The sequence below is a fragment of the Actinacidiphila acididurans genome (genome assembly GCF_016918855.1).
GTDB classification, from domain to species: Bacteria; Actinomycetota; Actinomycetes; order Streptomycetales; family Streptomycetaceae; genus Actinacidiphila; species Actinacidiphila acididurans.
In genome coordinates this window covers 139,555-157,695 of sequence record NZ_JADKYB010000003.1, presented here as the reverse complement: position 1 = coordinate 157,695, position 18,141 = coordinate 139,555, and the positions used below count along the sequence as shown (strand labels likewise).

The 18,141-nt window shown below is 71.1% G+C and carries 16 protein-coding genes and 2 pseudogenes; 13 read left to right on the top strand and 5 right to left on the bottom strand.

The genetic code is table 11. From position 1 onward, the window contains the following. Positions 1-35 precede the first annotated feature (35 nt). Positions 36-239 carry a cold-shock protein gene (locus ITX44_RS06250; RefSeq protein ID WP_205356024.1) on the bottom strand — a complete coding sequence of 68 codons (204 nt, stop codon included), beginning with the start codon at positions 237-239 and terminating at the stop codon, positions 36-38. A gap of 988 nt (positions 240-1,227) precedes the next feature. On the opposite strand from ITX44_RS06250, the pseudogene ITX44_RS06245 reads away from it, so the two are divergent. Beyond that, positions 1,228-1,596 (top strand): annotated as a pseudogene (locus tag ITX44_RS06245) (transposase); the annotation flags it as partial. Between the two features lie 336 nt (positions 1,597-1,932). Here the strand turns inward: ITX44_RS06245 and ITX44_RS42075 are convergent. Continuing rightward, a complete protein-coding gene (locus tag ITX44_RS42075) occupies positions 1,933-2,538 on the bottom strand; it encodes an RICIN domain-containing protein (protein ID WP_205356022.1) in 606 nt (201 codons plus the stop codon). A 1,008-nt stretch (positions 2,539-3,546) separates the two neighbouring features. Here ITX44_RS42075 and ITX44_RS06235 point away from each other — a divergent pair. Beyond that, a pseudogene (locus ITX44_RS06235) lies at positions 3,547-3,827 on the top strand (hypothetical protein); the annotation flags it as partial. A gap of 375 nt (positions 3,828-4,202) precedes the next feature. Beyond that, entirely contained in the window at positions 4,203-4,601 is a 399-nt protein-coding gene (locus ITX44_RS06230; RefSeq protein ID WP_205356021.1) for an ATP-binding protein, read from the top strand. A gap of 62 nt (positions 4,602-4,663) precedes the next feature. Here ITX44_RS06230 and ITX44_RS06225 read toward each other — a convergent pair whose 3' ends face one another. After that, entirely contained in the window at positions 4,664-5,548 is an 885-nt protein-coding gene (locus tag ITX44_RS06225; protein WP_205356020.1) for a SigB/SigF/SigG family RNA polymerase sigma factor, read from the bottom strand. Positions 5,549-5,776: 228 nt separating this feature from the next. Next, positions 5,777-6,196: a cupin domain-containing protein gene (locus ITX44_RS06220; RefSeq protein WP_205356019.1), complete on the bottom strand. Its 420-nt coding sequence runs from the start codon at positions 6,194-6,196 to the stop codon at positions 5,777-5,779. 255 nt (positions 6,197-6,451) lie between these two features. On the opposite strand from ITX44_RS06220, the gene ITX44_RS06215 reads away from it, so the two are divergent. The 10 genes from ITX44_RS06215 (at position 6,452) to ITX44_RS06170 (ending at position 17,400) form a co-directional block, all read left to right on the top strand. Continuing rightward, positions 6,452-7,291 (top strand): ABC transporter ATP-binding protein, encoded by an 840-nt coding sequence (locus ITX44_RS06215; protein WP_205356018.1) that lies wholly within the window; start codon positions 6,452-6,454, stop codon positions 7,289-7,291. After that, on the top strand, positions 7,263-8,099 hold the full coding sequence (locus tag ITX44_RS06210; protein WP_205356017.1) for an ABC transporter permease: 837 nt from the start codon (positions 7,263-7,265) through the stop codon (positions 8,097-8,099). Before ITX44_RS06215 ends, ITX44_RS06210 begins: the two co-directional genes overlap by 29 nt. A 160-nt stretch (positions 8,100-8,259) precedes the next feature. Further along, positions 8,260-9,258 carry an ABC transporter substrate-binding protein gene (locus tag ITX44_RS06205; RefSeq protein WP_205356016.1) on the top strand — a complete coding sequence of 333 codons (999 nt, stop codon included), beginning with the start codon at positions 8,260-8,262 and terminating at the stop codon, positions 9,256-9,258. A gap of 57 nt (positions 9,259-9,315) precedes the next feature. Next, complete coding sequence (locus ITX44_RS06200) at positions 9,316-10,773, top strand: UbiD family decarboxylase (RefSeq protein WP_205356015.1); 1,458 nt, start codon at positions 9,316-9,318, stop codon at positions 10,771-10,773. Further along, entirely contained in the window at positions 10,770-11,519 is a 750-nt protein-coding gene (locus tag ITX44_RS06195; RefSeq protein ID WP_205356014.1) for a GntR family transcriptional regulator, read from the top strand. Before ITX44_RS06200 ends, ITX44_RS06195 begins: the two co-directional genes overlap by 4 nt. Positions 11,520-11,587: 68 nt before the next feature. Beyond that, the gene (locus ITX44_RS06190; protein ID WP_205356013.1) at positions 11,588-12,079 is read left to right on the top strand and encodes a (2Fe-2S)-binding protein; all 492 of its coding nucleotides are present in this window, start codon (positions 11,588-11,590) and stop codon (positions 12,077-12,079) included. Further along, the gene (locus tag ITX44_RS06185) at positions 12,079-14,499 is read left to right on the top strand and encodes a xanthine dehydrogenase family protein molybdopterin-binding subunit (protein WP_205356012.1); all 2,421 of its coding nucleotides are present in this window, start codon (positions 12,079-12,081) and stop codon (positions 14,497-14,499) included. Before ITX44_RS06190 ends, ITX44_RS06185 begins: the two co-directional genes overlap by 1 nt. Beyond that, positions 14,496-15,410, top strand: coding sequence for an FAD binding domain-containing protein (locus ITX44_RS06180; RefSeq protein ID WP_205356011.1), 915 nt, complete (start codon positions 14,496-14,498; stop codon positions 15,408-15,410). The genes ITX44_RS06185 and ITX44_RS06180 overlap by 4 nt, the downstream gene beginning before the upstream one ends. After that, a complete protein-coding gene (locus ITX44_RS06175; RefSeq protein WP_205356010.1) occupies positions 15,407-16,312 on the top strand; it encodes an alpha/beta fold hydrolase in 906 nt (301 codons plus the stop codon). Before ITX44_RS06180 ends, ITX44_RS06175 begins: the two co-directional genes overlap by 4 nt. After that, entirely contained in the window at positions 16,309-17,400 is a 1,092-nt protein-coding gene (locus ITX44_RS06170; protein WP_205356009.1) for an amidohydrolase family protein, read from the top strand. Before ITX44_RS06175 ends, ITX44_RS06170 begins: the two co-directional genes overlap by 4 nt. On the opposite strand, the gene ITX44_RS06165 is transcribed toward ITX44_RS06170, so the two are convergent. Further along, entirely contained in the window at positions 17,330-18,127 is a 798-nt protein-coding gene (locus ITX44_RS06165) for a GntR family transcriptional regulator (protein ID WP_205356008.1), read from the bottom strand. The genes ITX44_RS06170 and ITX44_RS06165 overlap by 71 nt on opposite strands. Positions 18,128-18,141: the final 14 nt, after the last annotated feature.

The following is an 18,141-nucleotide window of genomic DNA, read 5'->3' as shown; positions in this document are numbered from 1 at the left end:
AAGTGCGGGACCCGGTCGGAATGCCTTCTCCCGGATCAGGCCGGGACGATGTTCTCCGCCTGCGGGCCCTTGCGGCCCTGCCCGACGTCGAAGCTGACCTTCTGGCCTTCCTGGAGCTCACGGAAGCCCTCGGCCGCGATGTTCGAGTAGTGGGCGAAGACGTCGGCGCCGCCGCCGTCCTGCTCGATGAAGCCGAAACCCTTTTCCGCGTTGAACCACTTCACGGTGCCGGTCGCCATGTCGATCTCCTCTGACAGGGGCAGTCCCCGGACCCGCACCTCGCGAGCCCGGCGTCGCTGCGTTGACCCCAACCGGAGGCCGACAACAAAAAATGCGCCCAAAAGGTCACATCCTGTCAGGCGCACACAGCATTCATGGGTACCAAAACTGCAACTTCTCGAACGGTAGCACAAGCGGGGACGACCGTGGCAGACGCGGCGGGCCAGGGCTTCCGCCCGGGTTCCGGCGGCGGTCGCGATGGGTCACCTCCCGTCGCAGGACGGAATTTCCCGGCCTTGCTCGCCATTCGGGCGGCAATGACCTCGACGGTGCGCACCGTTCCACTCATCCGGGCAGTACGCTGAATATATATATCGAGAGTTTTTCGTGCGGTAGCTGTCGTACGGCACCATCAAATGATGAAGAAACGGGGCAAGGGCCCATGATCTTCCCACTCGCGGCAGCCTGACACACGCTCATTTCCCGTGACCCGTCGCGGGGGCTTCCGTCCCTGAGCGACTGCTGACTCCCTTGCGTGGGCGACCGGACGGAGCCGCCCGAACCCCGCAGGCGCGCGACGAACAGCGCCACCACCGAGCACGTCGCGAGGTACGTGGCGCAGCTGCTGCGCGCCTGGTTCGCGAGCACCGAACAGCGCAGCTACCCCGCCGGCGATACACCGTCAGCCGTATGGTGTGGCGGATCCGGCCCGACTGCGTGACCGTCGGCGGACCGCGAAGTACACATCAGCCGGTCCGGAGCCCTCCCCCACCCGCACACGATCTGCCTGATCTCCTACGGTGTCGGCCGGTGCGACCTGCTGGTGACACCGCTCGGCGCCCACGCCGCTCCCGCCTGATCCCACCGGGCTGGCTCCGGCCCTCCGCCCTTTCCCACGTCGCCTTCGAGCGCGTCGACCGGCTCCGAGGGTGCGGGGGCAGGCCCGCGGCCCGGCGGCTGCCGAGCGGTGCCGCTTCACCGCCGATGACGGGTGCGATGGTGTTATGTCGCAAGGGCGAGCCGAAGGGCTTCGGATGGCGGGACTTCCACGACCTGATCATCCGCGCCCGCGCCCAGCTCGGCGGCCCGGTCGTACTCGTGTGGGACAACGTGCGCCTGCGCCTGACCAGACCACTGCGCGAGTTCATCGAGGCCAGCTCCGGCTGGCTGACCGTGTTCCAGCTGCCCACCTATGCCCCGGACCTGAACCCACAGGAGGGCATCTGGTCGCTGGTCAAACGCGACATCGGCAACCTGGCCGCAGCCGACCTCGGGCAGATCACCCGGGCCGTAAAGCATCGCCTGAAGCAGATCCAGTATCGCCCTGACCTGGTCGACGGCTGTCCGGCGGGCACCGGCCTGATCACGGACGGCTGACCACATCACCGATTCAAGTTCAACAGCCGCACAGGGACCGTGTGTGCTCGGAGACCTCTCCCGCCCCGGCGCCTCCCGCGGCAACACTGATCGTGACGTCCAACCCCTGTCCCCCAACCTCCGGCTCCTTCATGAGCGGCGGGCCTGGGGACTTCGCCGGTCGCCGTCCCCGCCCGTCGGCGCCGATGGTGATCACGTGGAGGAGTCGGACGACGTCGGCGACCTCGGGGCCGGTGCCGTCACCTGCGGTGCCGGGGGTCGGGGAGGTGGGGCAGGTGCCGGCCGCGGTCCCTCCGGGCCGGAACCCGGAGGGACCGCGGCCGGCGAGCCTTGGGTTCAGCCGGTCCACAGTTGTGTGTCGCCGCCGTAGCAGTCCCACTGCACGAGGCCGGTGCCGTTGGACGTACTCCACTGCGCGTCGAGGCACTTGCCGCTGTCGACGTTCACGACCTCCCAGCCGGCGTGCGTACCGTTGTCGACGTACCGCAGGAACCACTGCTGAGTGGTGCCGTTGTAGCAGTCCCACTGGTGCATGACCTGGCCGTTGGCGTGGCTCCACACGGCGTCGAGGCACTTGCCGCTGTCGACGTTCACGACCTGCTCGCCGTTCCAGTACCACAGTTGGGTGGCACCGCCGTAGCAGTCCCACTGGTGGATGTCCGTCCCGTTGTCGTGGCTCCACACGGCGTCCATGCACTTGCCGCTCTGAACGCTGCGGAAGTAGCCGCCGCTGACGCTGCTCGTGGTGACGGCGGCAAGCGGCCGGTCCTGCACCGCGGCCGGCTTGTTCCGGTCGGCGGAGCCCGGAAGGGAAGGCCGCGAGTGGGACGGGGTCGCCTGCCTGGCCGACCTGCCGGCCGCCTGAGCGCTGACGGCAGGGAACGCGAACAGCGCGACCGCGGTCAACAGCGCCAGTACGCCCAGCGGTCCGCGGCTCCGCACGGGCCGGTACACCCGGTGCAAGAAGCGTGGTGTGTCGGTATTTCGCATGAGTACCTCCGTGTATGTTGGGTTCGAGCTTCCCCGGCGGGCGGCGACGCTGTCGCGACCGGAAGCCCTCTCTCGGTGTGCCCGGGGTACCCGCGAGTGTGGCTGTGCGCTCTGGACGTTCTCTGTACGTCGTCGCAGTGGGCGCTGGATGGGGTGTTCGTCCTCATGGGGCTGCGGGCGTGCGTGACCAGACGCCCAGGTGCGCGCTTCAGCCCGCGGTGATCAACAGGTGATGAACATCAGCGCGGGCATTCAAAGCCGCGGGCGGCCCCATCGCAGGCCGGGGACACCGTCGTCTGCCGAGGCTTGAGCAGAAGGTCTCAACCGACCGCGGATTGCTGGATGGCGTCGGCCATGGCACCGGGTGCTGACGGTGACCTTCGACAGGACGCCGACCCCACCCCGCTCCCACCAGGCCCGGCGCCACCGTTCCACCGTGGAACGCTTCGAGGGCGGAGAGAAGAACCGGGAGATCAGGGAGCCGATCCACGTTTCGGACCGCCCGTCGGCTCCCCCTCGCATACCGACAACGCCAGCCCGTAGTGGCCACGCCCATCGGTCAGCGGCCGCCCCGACTTTTCCCGCTGCCTTTCTGGCCGTGTCCCCGCCGTGGGACGTGGAGGCGCCGAGGAAGACGGGACGGGGCGAGCGACTCCGTCTGATTTCGCAGCGACAGTGGCAACAAGGGCAGCAATAACGACCAGGTACCGACCAGGGAGGCGAGAGTCGGGCCTGCCTGACCGTGTGCGCGCAGAGGCCCGTTCGAGCGCTGGGCAGGCCTTGCACCTGCATCTCCCCGCAGGAAGCGGGGTGTCTTTCCTTGGACGACCAACGCACCGTCGCCTGGGTCGAGTTGACCCGGGCGGCTCAAGATCCACTATACAGCAGGAGCGCTCCGCGAGCCGACCCCCGAGTCCCAGGACCCGTTCTCGTCGGTCTCGTCAAGGATCCGCGCCGGCCAGCCGCCTCACCCTGCGGCAGATCGCTCCGCTGTTCGAGGTGTCGAAGTCCGCCGCCGACCAGATCGTCGGCCACCTCGCCCCGGCGCTCGCCCTCGACGCCGGCACCCGCCTGGTCGTGGCGGTGGGCAAGCCCAGGCCCGGCAACCACAACGGCTGCCGGGCCTGGGAGGAATCCGGCAAGAAAGCAGCCGTCGGCGCGACTGCCGCCTCAAAGGCGACGGCGTCCACCACGCCGTCCTCGGCATCGCACGCCTGCGCAACCTCGCACTCACCGCCTGACGGACAACCCCACAGGCCCGACCCGCACACCGAAGATCAATTACGGGACAACCTTTGGCGATCAGCACCTCCGTTCGGGAACGATCGTCACAACACAGGCGACCGCCAAGCTCCCAACGGTTCTCGGCTGTGCGTCCTATGCGGTCAGGAGGTGTTCGATGCGCTGGTTGGTCAGGGACTCGCGATCGTAGCGGCATCTGGCGCAGCGGGTGCCGGCAGCCTGTACCCGGGATCGTTGCGGTGGGCTTTGGTGTGTGCGGCCCTGGCGGGGTAGGCGGTGGGAATGGCCGATACGGTGCCGGTGAGGTGGCGTGGTCGTGGAGGAAGGGATCCGGTGGCAGCGGCCGTCGGGGAACGCCGGCAAGGGATGGCGCAGTGCAGGTCAGCGGGGTGTATCAGGGCGAGGGTGCCGATATCGCCGCGGCCCGGCGGCTGGTGGAGGAGTTGTTCGCCCGCCTGGGAAGCGTGGGGACGAGGGTGGCTGCCGCTGTCGCTGTCAACGTCAAGCTGGTGGTCAGCGAGCTGGCCACGAACGCGGTGAAGTGCACCGCGGGCCCGTTCGGCGTGGACCTGCGGGTCATCGCCGGCGCGGTGGAGATCACCGTGTGGGACACCTCCACGCAAGTGGTGACGGCGATGGCCGCTGATCCGCTCCGGGTGGGCAGCCACGGCATGGAGATCGTCAAGGTGCTGTGCGGCGGTTTCACCACGACGCCCACGGTCACGGGCAAGCGGATCACCGCGCGGATGCCGTTGCGGTCGGCAGCCGCCTGAACCGGCCCTGCGACGATTTGACGTGGTGATCGGCAGTGGTGCCGCGCAGAAGGCCGGATGCTCTACTTGTCGGTGAGCATCCCGGCGCGCAGCTTGGTCAGGGTGCGCGACAGAAGCCGGGAGACGTGCATCTGGGAGCAGCCGAGTTCGGCGCCGATCTCGGCCTGGGTCAGCTCCTGGCCGAAGCGCATCTGGAGGATCCGGCGCTCCCGGTCGTCCAGTTCGTCCAGCATCGGGGCCAGCGTCCGGAAGTCCTCCACGAGTTCCATCGCCGGATCGAGGCCGCCGATGGTGTCGGCGTAGGAGCGGCCGCCGTCCTCACCTTCCTCGCCGCCGCCGGGCAGGTCGATGGAGCCCGCGGTGTAGCCGTTGGCGGCGACCAGTCCCTCGATCACCTCGTCCTCGGGGATTTGCAGGTACGCGGCGATCTCGGCGACCGTGGGCGGGGCGTCCAGGACCGCGGTCAGGTGGTCGCGGGCCTGGGCCAGTTCCACCCGCAACTCCTGCAGGCGCCGGGGCACGTGCACGGCCCAGGAGGTGTCACGGAAGAACCGCTTCATCTCCCCGACGATGTACGGGATGGCGAAGGTGGTGAACTCCACCTCGCGTGACAGGTCGAACCGGTCGATCGCCTTGATCAGCCCGATGGTGCCGACCTGGAGGATGTCCTCCATCTCCTCCTGGCCGCGCCCGCGAAAACGGCGGGCGGCGAACCGTACGAGGGACATGTTCATCTCGATCAGCGTGTTGCGCGCGTAAGCGTGCTCGACGGTGCCCTCTTCCAGGATCTGCAGCCGGTCGAAGAAGAGCCGCGACAGCTCCCGGGCGTCGCCCGGCGTCACCTTCTCCGCGTGCTCGATGACCGGCAGTCCACCCACAGCCGGGACGTTGCGGCCGGCCCCCGCCGGCCTCGTGGTGGTGCCCGAACCGTGCGTGGTAACCCTCATGTGATCGCCCAACGTTGCCGATTGTGTCGACAGCCGCCTGCCCACTCCCGCGCCTCGCACACCCGCAACGGGTTGCCGCGGTGGACTCCGGGCGGCAGTGCTTCCCCGGCATGGTCGGGCTGGACGATCCGTGGGCGTCCGCCCGCCGGACACCGCTGACGCATTCGCTGTGCCAGTACGTCGTGACCAACGGCAAGCCCCTGGTGGTGAGCGATGCGCGATTCCGGGTCAGGCGGAGGCGGGTTGCGTGCCGTCGGCCGGGAGGGAGAAAGGGACGCTGGGGTCCGGGGCGGGGCCGGTGATGGACAGGTGGACCGTCTCCGTGGCGCCCGCGTTCCAGTTGCGGTGCGGTACGCCCTGGGGGAAGTGCACCAGGCCGCCGGGCCCGACCGTGCTGAGCTGCCCGTCGACCTCGACCGTCATGGTCCCGGAGAGCACGTAGAAGACCTGCTCGACCACGTGGGTGTGCAGTCCCTCCGGTGAGCCGCCGCCCGGCGGGGTGCGGATGTAGCCGACCCCTACCGCGTCGGCGCCGTCCGCCCGGTCGAGCAGCTTCTGAACGTAGCGCACCTCGGGACCGGCGGCGGCGAGCGCCGCGAAGTCGACCTGGCGTACGTACGGGAACGGGGGCGCGGAGTCGTCCGTCAACGTTCCTCCTCTCGCGCCGCGCGGGGGGTACGGGCTCCGGTCGTGCCGGGCTCTCCGTTCCGCGCAGCGACTCGTGCGGGATCGGGCCTGCCGCATGCAGCATGCCGCTTCGGCCGCCGAAGTGTCGACACCTCATGCGGCATTTTTTCGAGCTCCAGCGTCTAGACACGAAGTTTCCCCACTGTTTCAATCCGAGTGTCGACACTTCCCGGACATGCTCGGTGCTCGGCTTCACCTCAAGCAGGAGGTATCCCCGTGAACGACCCACGCCGAAAGCTCGTCGTGGACGATCTGCGGATCGGACACTGGTCGCGGCGCAGCGGCACCTTCGCGCTCGCCTGTGACGGACTGACGTTCGACGTGGCGGAGAACGCGTTCGTCGCCATCGTCGGACCGAGCGGCTGCGGGAAGACGACGTTCCTGACCGCGCTGGCCGGGCTGATCCCGGTGGAGTCCGGCCGCTTGGAGCTCAACGGCGAACAGATCAGCGGTCCCTCCCGTGACCGGTCGCTGGTCTTCCAGCAGGCGTCCCTCTTCCCGTGGCGCAACGTCGTGGCCAACATCGAGTTCGGCCTCAAGGCCCAGGGCCGGCTGGACGCCGAGGGCAGAGCGCGCGTCGCCGAACTCGTCGAGCTGGTCGGCCTGTCGGGCAAGGAGGACAAGTACCCGCGCGAGCTTTCCGGCGGCATGAGCCAGCGGGTCAACCTGGCCCGCGCGCTTGCTACCGACCCCGATCTGCTGCTGCTCGACGAGCCGTTCTCCGCGCTGGACGCGCAGACCCGCGAGCTGATGCAGGAGGAACTGACCCGGGTCTGGCAGGCCGACAGCGCGGGCAGCGGCAAGACCGCGGTGTTCGTCACGCACGACGTGCCGGAGGCGGTCTTCCTGGCCGACCGCGTGATCGTCTTGTCCAGCGGGCCCGCCCACCTCGTCGAGGTGGTCGAGGTGAACCTGCCCCGCCCGCGCGGCCCCGAGGTCAAGCGCTCGCCGGAGTTCCAGGAGATCAGCGACTACATCCTCAGCCTCGTCATGAGCCAGAACAAGCCCGGTCGGAGGACGGAAGACCATGACAGCAACGCAGCTCTCTCCCGGTAGGGTGCGCAAGACCCCGGCCGGCGCCGCGGCGCCGGGGCGCCGCAGGGCCTTCGACCGCTACCTCAACCCGGTGCTCGGTGCAGTGGGCGTCGCGGTGGTCCTCGCCTCCTGGCAGATCTGCGCCTCGACGGGCGTGGTCGACCCGAAGTTCAGCAGCTCGCCGTCCGGGGCGTTCGGCGCCCTGGTCGACTCCTTCAAGTCCGGCGACGTGTGGTCGCCGCTCGGGTCGACGCTGTCCATCGTCGCCTGGGGCATGGTGATATCGATCGTGGCGGCGATCCCGCTCGGGCTGCTGATCGGCCGCAACCGCGTGTTGTACGCGCTCACCGACCCGCTGATCAGCATCATGTACTCGGTCCCGTACGTGGTCTTCCTGCCGATGCTCATCTTCTGGTTCGGCATCGGCGCCGACGCACGCGTGGTCATCGTGGTGTGGAGCGCGCTGTTCCCACTGCTCATCAATGTGATCGCCGGCGCCCGCAATCTGGAGCAGAGCCACCTCCAGGTCTCCCGGGTCTTCTGCGCATCGCGGCTGATGACCCTGCGCTCGGTCGCGTTCCCGGCGACGCTCCCGTACATCCTCGCCGGCGTCCGGCAGGCGGTGGGCCGCGCCCTGATCGGAGCGATCGTCGCGGAGCTGTTCATGGGCTCGGCGGGACTGGGCTACGTGGTCCAGCTCAAGACCTCCAACTTCCAGACGGACGACGCGATGGCGGCCATCGCCGTGATCGCCGTCATCGCAGTCCTGCTCAACCACGGCGTCGCGTACCTGGAGCAGCGGCTGACCTTCTGGTCCCGCACGGACTGACCGCCCGGCCCCCACCCCTCGCGCTCTCCCTCTCCCCCTCTCCCCTCTCCCCCGCTCGCCGCTCCCCCTTCACCGGCCGGTTCCCCCTGCCCGGCCGTCCTTCATCCGGCTCCGTCCCCGCACTGTGCCTTCGCTGTGCCATCACACCTGAGGAACCCTCATGAAGATCGCCAGACTGGCTCCCCTGCCCCTGGGCGCCGCGCTCGCCCTCCTGGTCACCGGCTGCAACGCAGCCGCCTCCACCCCGTCCTCCAGCATGAGCATGAACATCGGGTACACCGCGATCGGCGCAGCCTACGCGGACCTCTACGTCTGCCAGGACCAGGGCGTCTTCAAGAAGAACGGCCTCAACGTCAAGCTCACGCTGCTCAACAGCAGCTCGCAGCTGGTGGCGGCGCTCGTCAGCAACAGCGTGCAGGTCGGGGCGGGCACGGCGCGGACCACCGCACAGGGCATCATGAAGGGTCTCGACCTCAAGTACGTGGCACTGCCCATCTCGCACTACTACCTGGAGATGTGGGGCAAGTCGTCGATCACGTCGGTCGACGGCCTCAAGGGGCAGAGAATCGGGCTCAGTTCGCCCGGGTCGCTCGGCGACGCCTCGCTGGACGCGCTGCTGGAGCAGAAGGGCTGGAGCGGGAGCGACGTCAAGAAGACCTTCCTGAAGAGCTCGCCGGCCGAGGTCACCGCGCTGGAGAACGGCGCCGTGTCGGCAATCGTCACGCAGCCGCCGACCGGCACCCAGACCCGGGCCAAGGGCTTCAAGAAGATCATGGACTTCACCCGGTTCCCGGCCGCCGCCAACGCCTACACCGTCAAGGGCGACTACCTCAAGAAGAACACGAAGGCCGTCACGGCGTTCGCGAAGTCCGAGGCGGAGTGCCTGTCGATCCTGCACAAGAACAAGTCCGCGGCGATCGCCAGCATCATCAAGCACAGCGGCAACACCGACCGGTCGTTGGCGCAGTACTCCTACGACTTCTTCGAGCCGTTGTGGGCGAAGACGCCCAGCGTGGCGCCGCAGCTCATCGACGACGCCTTCACCCAGGCGGTGGCGACGGGCGGCGGCAAGAAGCCCGCGGACCCCGCCCAGTACGTCGACAACTCCTTCGTCGACAGCTTGGTCAAATCCGGTTATATCGCCGGTCTCTACAAGTAGCGGGCAGCAGCCCGCACGGGCACGGCGCACCCCGGAGACGATGAGGAGGTAGGTGACGTGGGATCCCTGGAGGATGTCAACGACCTGCGCGACTGGCTCGACCTCGCGCGGAAGATGGACGAGGTGCGGACCATTTCCGGCGCCCACTGGGACAGGGAGATCGGCGCCGCGTCCGAAGTGAACTACAAGCGCCCGTCACCCCCGGCGCTGCTCTTCGACGACATCGAGGACTACCGGCCGGGTCAGCGGGTGCTCACCGCCAGCATGGCCAACGCCCGCAGGCTCGGCATGACGCTGCGGCTCGGCACCGACCTGGACGACCGCGGCCTGGTCGAGGCGCTGCGGAGGCGGCCCGGCGAATGGGTCGAGAACGCGGCCAAGTACCCGGTGCGGGAGGTCGATGCCGGGCCCGTGTGCGAGAACGTCGTTCGGGCCCCGGACGCCGACCTGCTCGGCTTCCCGGTGCCCAAGTGGCACGAGGCGGACGGCGGGCGGTATATCGGCACCGGCTGCGCGGTGTTCACCACCGACCCGGACACCGGTGTGCTCAACGCGGGCGCGTACCGCATGCAGGTGCAGAACGGCGGGAAGGCCGCGAGCGTCAACATCGAGGCGGGCAAGCACGGCGCGGCGCACGTGCGCGCCTGGTTCGCCAGAGAGGGCCGGGCGCCGGTCACCGTGTCGCTCGGCCACGACCCGCTGCTGCTCGTGGTGGCCGGCACCGAAGTGCCCACCGGACTGTCCGAGCTGGAGTACGCCGGGGCAGTGCGCGGCCGGCCGGTCGAGGTGGTCCGCGGTGAGGTGACCGGGCTGCCGGTGCCCGCGTACAGCGAACTCGCCGTGGAGGGCTGGCTGTACCCCGACCGCAAGGAGCCGGAAGGGCCGTTCGGCGAGTGGACCGGCTACTACAGCGGCGGCACCACGCCGGTCCTCACCATGGACATCGAGCGGATCTACCACCGCGACGACCCGATCCAGCTGGGCGCCCCTCCCGGCAAGCCGCCGCACGACTACTCGTACATGCGCAGCGTGATGAAGTCCGCGATGATCCAGGATGCGCTGGTCCGGGCCGGTCTGCCGGGTGTCGAGGGGGTGTGGGCCCACGAGGTCGGCGGCGGGCGTCAGTTGCTGGCCGTGGCCATCCACCAGGGCTACGCGGGCCACGCCCGGCAGGCCGGGTACCTGACCTCGCAGCTGCCGTCGGCGGCCTACATGAACAAGTTCGTGATCGTCGTGGACGCCGACGTGGACCCGCGCAGCCTCAACGACGTGATGTGGGCGGTGTGCACCCGCACCGACCCCGCCGAGGACATCGAGACGATGCGCCGGACATGGGGCAGTCGGGTCGATCCGCTGCGCGCGGCGGGCCTGCCGCCGTTCAACACCCGTGCGGTGATCGATGCCTGCCGGCCGTGGACCCGGCTGCAGGACTTCCCACAGGTCGCCGAGTCCGGCCGGGACCTGATCGACCACGTGGTCCGCCGCTGGCCCGACGTGCTGGGCGGCGCACGGTGAGCACGAACTCCGCCCTGTCCATCGTCTCGGGCTTCCCCTCGGTCAGCGAGGGGACCCGGCGGCTGGAGCTGATGCGCATCCTGAAGCGCGGCACGGCCGGCGACAGCATCGCCGACGAGATCGCCGTAGCGGTCGCCGCCGACATCATCGAGGGCCGGCTCTCGCCCGGCGACGACGTCAACTCGGTGGAGCTGGCGCGGACGTTCCGCACCAGCCGCACCCCGGTCCGCGAGGCGTTGCTGGTCCTGCAGCGGGAGGGCTTCGTCGAGCTGGCCGCCCGGCGCAGGCCCCGGGTGGCCCGGCTGGCGTTGCGGGAGGTGCGGGAGCTGTACAGCCTGCGTGCCTGTCTGTACTCGGTGGTGAGCCGTACCGTCGTCCGGACCGCCACCGACAGCGACTTGGAGGTGCTGCGCGGCCATCAGCGGGCCCTGGAGGCGGCGGCCGCGGCGGGCGACGTGGACGCGTACTTCTGGGTGAACGTGCAGTTCCGCAACGCCGAGGCGGAGATCGCCCGGGACGCCACGATCCGCCGGGTGCTCGACACACTCGGACTGCGCGCCCTGCAACTGCGGCATCTGAGCCTGTCCCAGCCCGGGCGGCTGCATCCATCGCTGTCCGACCACGCCCGGCTGGTGCGGGCGTACGAGGACCGCGATGCGAACCTGGCCGCCGCGCTCACCCAGTCCCTGGTCCTCGGCGGGCTCGCCGCCGTCGAACGCTCGGGCTGGACCGGGGACGAGCCATGACGGCCCCCCGCGGCGGCGAGGGCCGCACCACAGGCACTGGGTCGGCACCATCGACACGAAGGACGGCAATGGCGGTTCCCCTGCGTTTCCGGCTCAACCACGAGGACGTCGAGATCCACGTCCACGACCCCGCGGCGACCCTGCTCGACCTGCTGCGCGGCGACCTCGGCCTGACCGGCACCAAGTCCGGCTGCGCCATCGGGTACTGCGGGGCCTGCACGGTCATCGTCGACGGCGAGGCCGTCCCCGCGTGCCTGCAGATGGTCGGCCTGCTCGAAGGCCGCGAGGTGCGGACCGTCGAGGACCTGGCTGGTCCCGGCGGCCTGGACCCGGTGCAGGACGCCTTCGTCACATGCGCGGGCATGCAGTGCGGTTTCTGCACGCCCGGGCACGTCATGGCGGTGCGGGCGCTGCTCGACCGGGATCCCGACCCCGGCGAGGAGGAGCTGCGCCGGACCGTCGACGGCAACTACTGCCGCTGCACCGGCTATGTGAAGATCCTGGACTCGGCGCGCGAGGCCGTGGCCCTGGAGCGGGCGCGCGCTCAGGAGGTGCGCTGATGTCCACCGCACACGCCTCGGCCGGCCGCGCCGCGGCCGCCGACGCCCCGCAGGCGCCGGTCGCCCCCGAGCTGTCCCTGGACCGTGCCGTGCTACCGCCGGTGATCGGCACCGCGGTCCAGCGCGTCGACGCGGTGGAGAAGGTAACCGGCCGGTCCGCCTTCGCGGGCGATGTCCGCATCCCTCGGATGCTGCACGGCGCCGTGGTCCGCTCACCGCACGCCCACGCGCGCATCGTGTCGGTCGACACCACGCTCGCCGAACGGCTGCCAGGCGTCCACGCAGTGGTGACCGGCGCGGACACCGCACGCATCAAGTGGGGCGCGTTCCGCCCCGACCTCTACCCGCTGGCCCTGGACCGGGTCCGCTACGTCGGCGACGAGGTCGCCGCCGTCGCAGCGACCGACCCGGAGACCGCGCGGCGGGCGGCCGAGCTGATCCGGGTCGAGTACGAGGTGCTGCCCGCCGTGCTCACCCTGGACGAGGCGCTCGCAGAGGGCGCGCCGTTGGTGCACGACGACGCGGTCGGCAACCTCGCGCACGAGTTCGGTTACGACCGTGGCGGCGCGGACGCGTGGTTCGAGCGCAGCGACGTGATCGTCGAGGGCGTGTGGCAGACCACCCGCCAGTGGCACGGCTCGATCGAGACGATCGGCTGCACCGCGGAGTGGTCGCAGGACCGGGTGACCCTGTGGGTCAACACCCAGACGCCGTTCCTCGCCCGGCAGCGGTACGCGACTGCGCTCGGCCTGCCGCTGCGGGCCGTGCGGGTCGTGCAGACCGAGGTGGGCGGCGGCTTCGGCGGCAAGTCGGGCGACGACAACACCTCGGTGATCTGCGCCATCCTGGCCCGCAAGTCCGGCCGGCCGGTGCAGCTGGTCAACACCCGCGAGGAGGAGTTCCTCGCCGGCCGCCCGCGCATCCCCATGCGCTACCGGGTCCGGCTCGGCTTCACCTCCGACGGCCTGGTGACCGCGAAGGACATCGACCTCATCGCCGACAACGGCGCCTACACCGGCAAGGCCCAGGCGGTGCTGGGCGCGGCCACGGTACGGCACGACGCGCTGTTCAACTACCGTGCGGTGCGCGCTCATTCACGTCTGATCTACACCAATCTGGTGCCCACCGGCGCCTTCCGCGGCTTCGGCAACCCCTCCGCGGACTGGGCCGTCGGGCAGGCGTGGGACCTGGCGGCGGCGCGGCTCGGCATCGAGCCGCCCGACCTGTTCCTGCTCAACGCCGTGGAGGCGGGCAGCGTCTCCGCGCACAACCACCGGATCAGCAGCTGCGAGCTCAAGCAGTGCATCCGCCGCGCCGCCGAGGCCATCGGCTGGTACGAGAAGCGGGCCGCCCCCACCCCCAACCGGGGCCTGGCGATGGGCGTCAGCGTCCATGTCTCGGGCCGCCGCAGTTTCGGCGACTACGACGGCAGTTCGGCCATGGTGCGGCTCACCGAGGACGGCCGCGCCGCGGTGATCGTCGGCGAGGGCGAGATCGGCACCGGCGCCCGCACCACCCTCGCGCAGATCACCGCTGCCGAACTCGGCCTGGCCGTCGCGGACGTCACCGTCTCGCGCCCCGACACCGACCTGACCACGCACGCGCTCGGCGCACTGGCCAGCCGTGTCACCTATGTCGCGGGCAACGCGGTGCGGCGCGCCGCCAAGCACGCCTGCGAGCAGCTGCTGGGCGCAGCCTCCCGCCAACTCGGCCGTCCCGCAGCGGAGTTGTGGGTCGAGGACGGCATGGTGCACGCGCCGCCCGCCGCGGGCGAGGACACCCCCGTCCATGTGCCGGTGGGCGTGGTGGTCCGCGCCGAGCTGTACCGGCCCAACGGGCAGCCCATCGTCGGCATCGGCTCGTTCGACAACCCCTCGGAGTTCCCCGACCAGGCGCGCTTCGGCAACGAGTCGGGCGCGTACAACTTCGTCGCGGAGGCCGCGGAGGTCGAAGTCGATCCGGCGACCGGCGCCGTGACCGTGCTGGAACTGGCCGCCGCGGTCGACTGCGGCACCGTGCTCAACCCGCCGCTCGCCCAGGGCCAGGTCGAGGGCGCCATCGCCCAGGGCCTCGGTATGGCGATCACCGAGCGCTTCGATTGGGCGGACGGCGCACCGACCCGCCCCAACTTCGTGGACTACAAGCTCCCTACCGCCGGCGTCATGCCCACTCTGCACGTCGAGTTCGCCGACTCCTACGAGCCGACCGGACCCTACGGCGCCAAGGGCGTCGGCGAGATCGCCCTCGACCCGGTCCCGTCGATCGTGGCGAGCGCCGTGGCCGACGCGGTGGGCGTGCGCATCCACGAACTGCCCATCACCGCCGAGAAGATCTACTGGGGCATCCACCGGCCGGAGCCGGGCGCGCCCGGCGCGGCGGACGACCCGGCCGAGTTCCCCGAGCAAGGGAATCCACGATGACCACCCTCGACCGCGCCCTTGAGCACACCGGGCCCCTGGAACCGTCGATGCTGCTCACCCCGCATTCCCTCGACGAGGCGCTGCGGCTGCTGGCCGCCGGGGACGCCGCGGTGGTCGCCGGCGGGGTGGGCCACACGCTGCGCCGCCACGACCGGCGCCCCTGCCCTGCCACCCTCGTCTCCGTCGGCCGGCTTCCCGGCTTCGACACCGTGACCTGGACGGACACCGAGGTGGTGATCGGCGCGGGCGTCCGGCTCAGCGCCCTGGAGGCCGACGTCCGGCTCGCGGCGGCGTGGCCGATGGTCACCGAGGCGGCCGGATCGGTGGCGACCGCCCGGATCCGCCGCATGGTGACGCTCGGCGGGAACATCGCCGCCGACGACGACAGCCACGACCCGCCGGTGGCGCTGGCCGCGGCAGGCGCGCGGCTGACCGTCCGCGACGCGCTGTCCGGCCGGACCCTCGCGATCGGAGACATCGGCGGACTGCGCAGGGACGAGCTGATCCAGGACGTCCGCCTGCCGCTGACTGCTCCGGACCAGGGCACGGTGGGCTCGTCCTTCCAGAAGTTCCTCGTCCGCGGACTGTGGGAGTACGCCTGCGTGAACGTCGGCGCGGTGGTACGGCTCGATGCCCGCGGCGCGGTGCGGGACTTGTCGCTCGCGGTGGGCTCGGTGACCGGCGGACCGGTCCCGGTCGACCTGGCCGGCCTCGCGGAAGAAGCCGGCGAGGCTGCGGGTGGCATCGACGACCGGGTGATCGACGAGGCCGCCCGGCGCGCCGCGGAGCAGACCAGCCCGTACGGCGACGTCCGCGGCTCCGCGGCGTACAAGACCCGGATGATCGCCGAGTTCGCCCGGCGCGCCCTGACCACGGCGGCGCTGCGCGCCGCGGAAGGAACCGGCCGATGACAGCCACCGCCGTCGAGGGGACGGCCACCGCTCGGGACGGCGTCCCGCTGTCCTACACCCGGTACCCGGCCCCGGCGGGCGCCCCGCGCATCGCCTTCGTGCACAGCCTGGCCCTGGACCGCTCGCTGTGGTCCGGCGTCACCGAGGCGCTCACCGGGCGCGCCGAGATGGTCGCCCTGGACTGCCGCGGCCACGGCAGGTCCGGCCGCCCGGCCGGCCCGTACAGCGTCGGGCAGTTCGCCGACGACCTGCGCGACCTGCTGGACCACCTGGGCTGGCCGGAGATCACTGTCGCGGGCTGCTCGATGGGCGGGTGTGTCGCCCAGTCCTTCGCCGCACGGCACGCCGACCGCACCCGCGCCGCGCTCTTCGTCGACACCACCGCCTGGTACGGGCCCACCGCCGTCGAGGACTGGGCGAGCCGCGCGGCGGCCGCCCGGGGCAAGGGCCTCGCCTCGCTCGTCCCGTTCCAGCTGACCCGCTGGTTCGGCGACGCCTTCCGCACCGGCCACCCCGGCCTGATGGCCCGGCTGACCGAGGTCTTCACCGCCAACGACCTGGCGGCGTACGAGGCCACCTGCGCAATGCTGGGCACCGCCGACCTTCGGGAGTCCGCAGCGGACATCGGCGCCCCGACCGCCGTGCTGGTCGGCGCGGACGACCGGGCGACGCCGCCGGAGATGGCACAGGACCTGGCGGCGCGCATCGGCGACGGCCCGGCGGTCGTCGTGGCCGGCACGCGCCACCTGACGCCGCTGGAGAACCCCGACGTCGTGGTGGACGCGCTGGTGCGGCTGACCGAACGGGTCGTGCGAGGGCCGGAGGCCGGTCACGCCGGTCACGCCGGTCCCCCGGCCGCGGCGGCCGAGACGGCCGAGACGGCGACGGACGGCCGCTCGTGAGCGCCCCCGCCGCGGCAGGACAGGCCGCGAAGCCGCTCGTCGTGGACGTCCACGCGCATCATGTGGGCGCGCCCGCCGTGCGGCGGATCCGCGAAGAGGGCGCCGAACACGGTGTGCGGCTGGTGGAACAGGGCCCGGTGACCCGCGTGGAGGTGGCCGGACGGCTGACCGGGCTGCCGCTCGTCCCGCCGCTCAGCGACGTGCCGACACGGCTGGCCTGGATGGACGCCGCGGGCGTCGACGTCCAGTTGGTCGCGCCATGGATGGATCTGGCCGGGTACGACCTCGACGGTCCCGCCGGGCTGTGGCTCGCGCAGGTGCAGAACGACTCACTGGCCGCGCTGGCCGCCGCGTACCCCGACCGCTTCCGGGCGGCCGCCGCCGTGCCCTTGCAGCAACCGAAGCTCGCCGCACAGGAGTTGCGGCGCACGGTACGGCAACTCGGCCACCGCGCCGTGCAGATCGGCGCCCGGGTGAACGACCTCGGCCTGGACGATCCGGGGCTGGACGTCTTCTGGGACGCGGTGGAGGAGCTGGACGTCCCGGTGATCGTGCACCCCGCCGAGTTGGAGGTGCCCGAACGCCTCCGGCGGCTGTTTCTGCACATCCTGGTCGGCAACCCGTCGGAGACCACGTACGCGGCGGCCGCACTGATGCTCGGCGGCGTGCTGGAACGGCACCCACGGCTGCGCGTGCTGCTCGTCCACGGCGGCGGCTTCGTCCCGTACCAGATCGGGCGGCTGGACCACGGGTTCGACGCCGCGCCGCCGCCGGTGCGGGCCCGGGGCGAACTGTCTCCGAAACGGCTGCTGGACCGGCTGTGGTTCGACTCGGTGCTGCACGACGACGCGGCGCTGCGGCACCTGCTGGACGTCGTCGGCGCCGGCCGGGTCGTGCTCGGCAGCGACTACCCGTTCCCGATGCGCCTGGACCGGCCGGTCGAGACGATGGACGCACTCGCCCTGTCGGGCCCCGACCGCGCCGCCGTGCTCACCGCGACGGGACTGTTCGGCGAGGTCAGCCCGGAGAGCCCGTCCAGCCTGAGCGCTCCACCGCGGCAAGACCCCGGCGGACGATGGACTGCGTGAGCGCGGCGGCCAGTTCGCCCTCCGCGTCGACGTACGCCCGGACCAGTCGGCGGTGGTCGTCCACCGAGGTGTCCAGCCGGCCGGGCAGCGACAGGCTGAGGTGGCGCAGTTGCAGGGTGCGGATGCCGACGGAGTCCAGCACATTGCGCACCGTCTCGTTGCCCGCCAGACGCGCCTCGGTGTTGCGGAACTCCACGATCAGCCAGAAGTACCGTTCCTGGTCCCGGGCGGCCGCCGCCTCCTCCAGCCGGGTCTGGATGTCGTGGAACACCGCGATCTGCTCCGGGGCGCACAGCGCCACGATCCGGCGGCTCACCAGGCCGTACAGCTCGGAGCGCAGCTCGTACATCTCGCGGACCTCGGTGAGTCCCAGGTGCTTGACCCTGGGGCGCTTGCGGGCGGCAATCTCCACCAGGCCCTCGCGCTCCAGGGTCAGCAGGGCCTCGCGGACGGGGGTGCGGCTGCTGCTGAACCGCCGTGCCAGCTCGACCGAGTTGAGGTCGTCGCCGGGCTTGAGCCGGCCCTCGACGATGCCGCTGCCGACCGCGATCAGGATCTCGTCGGTGACGCCCGAGATCTCCTGCGAGCGCCGCAGCACCCGCAGGATCTCCCGTTCGCCCGCCGTCAGCGGCGCTCCCGGCTCCCGCGGTGACCCCCAGGCCCTGCGCGGCTCCGCATTCGCCGCCGGCCCGGGCCCCGGCTGCTCCCGCCCGCCCATCCCCGTCATCACGCACCGCCTCA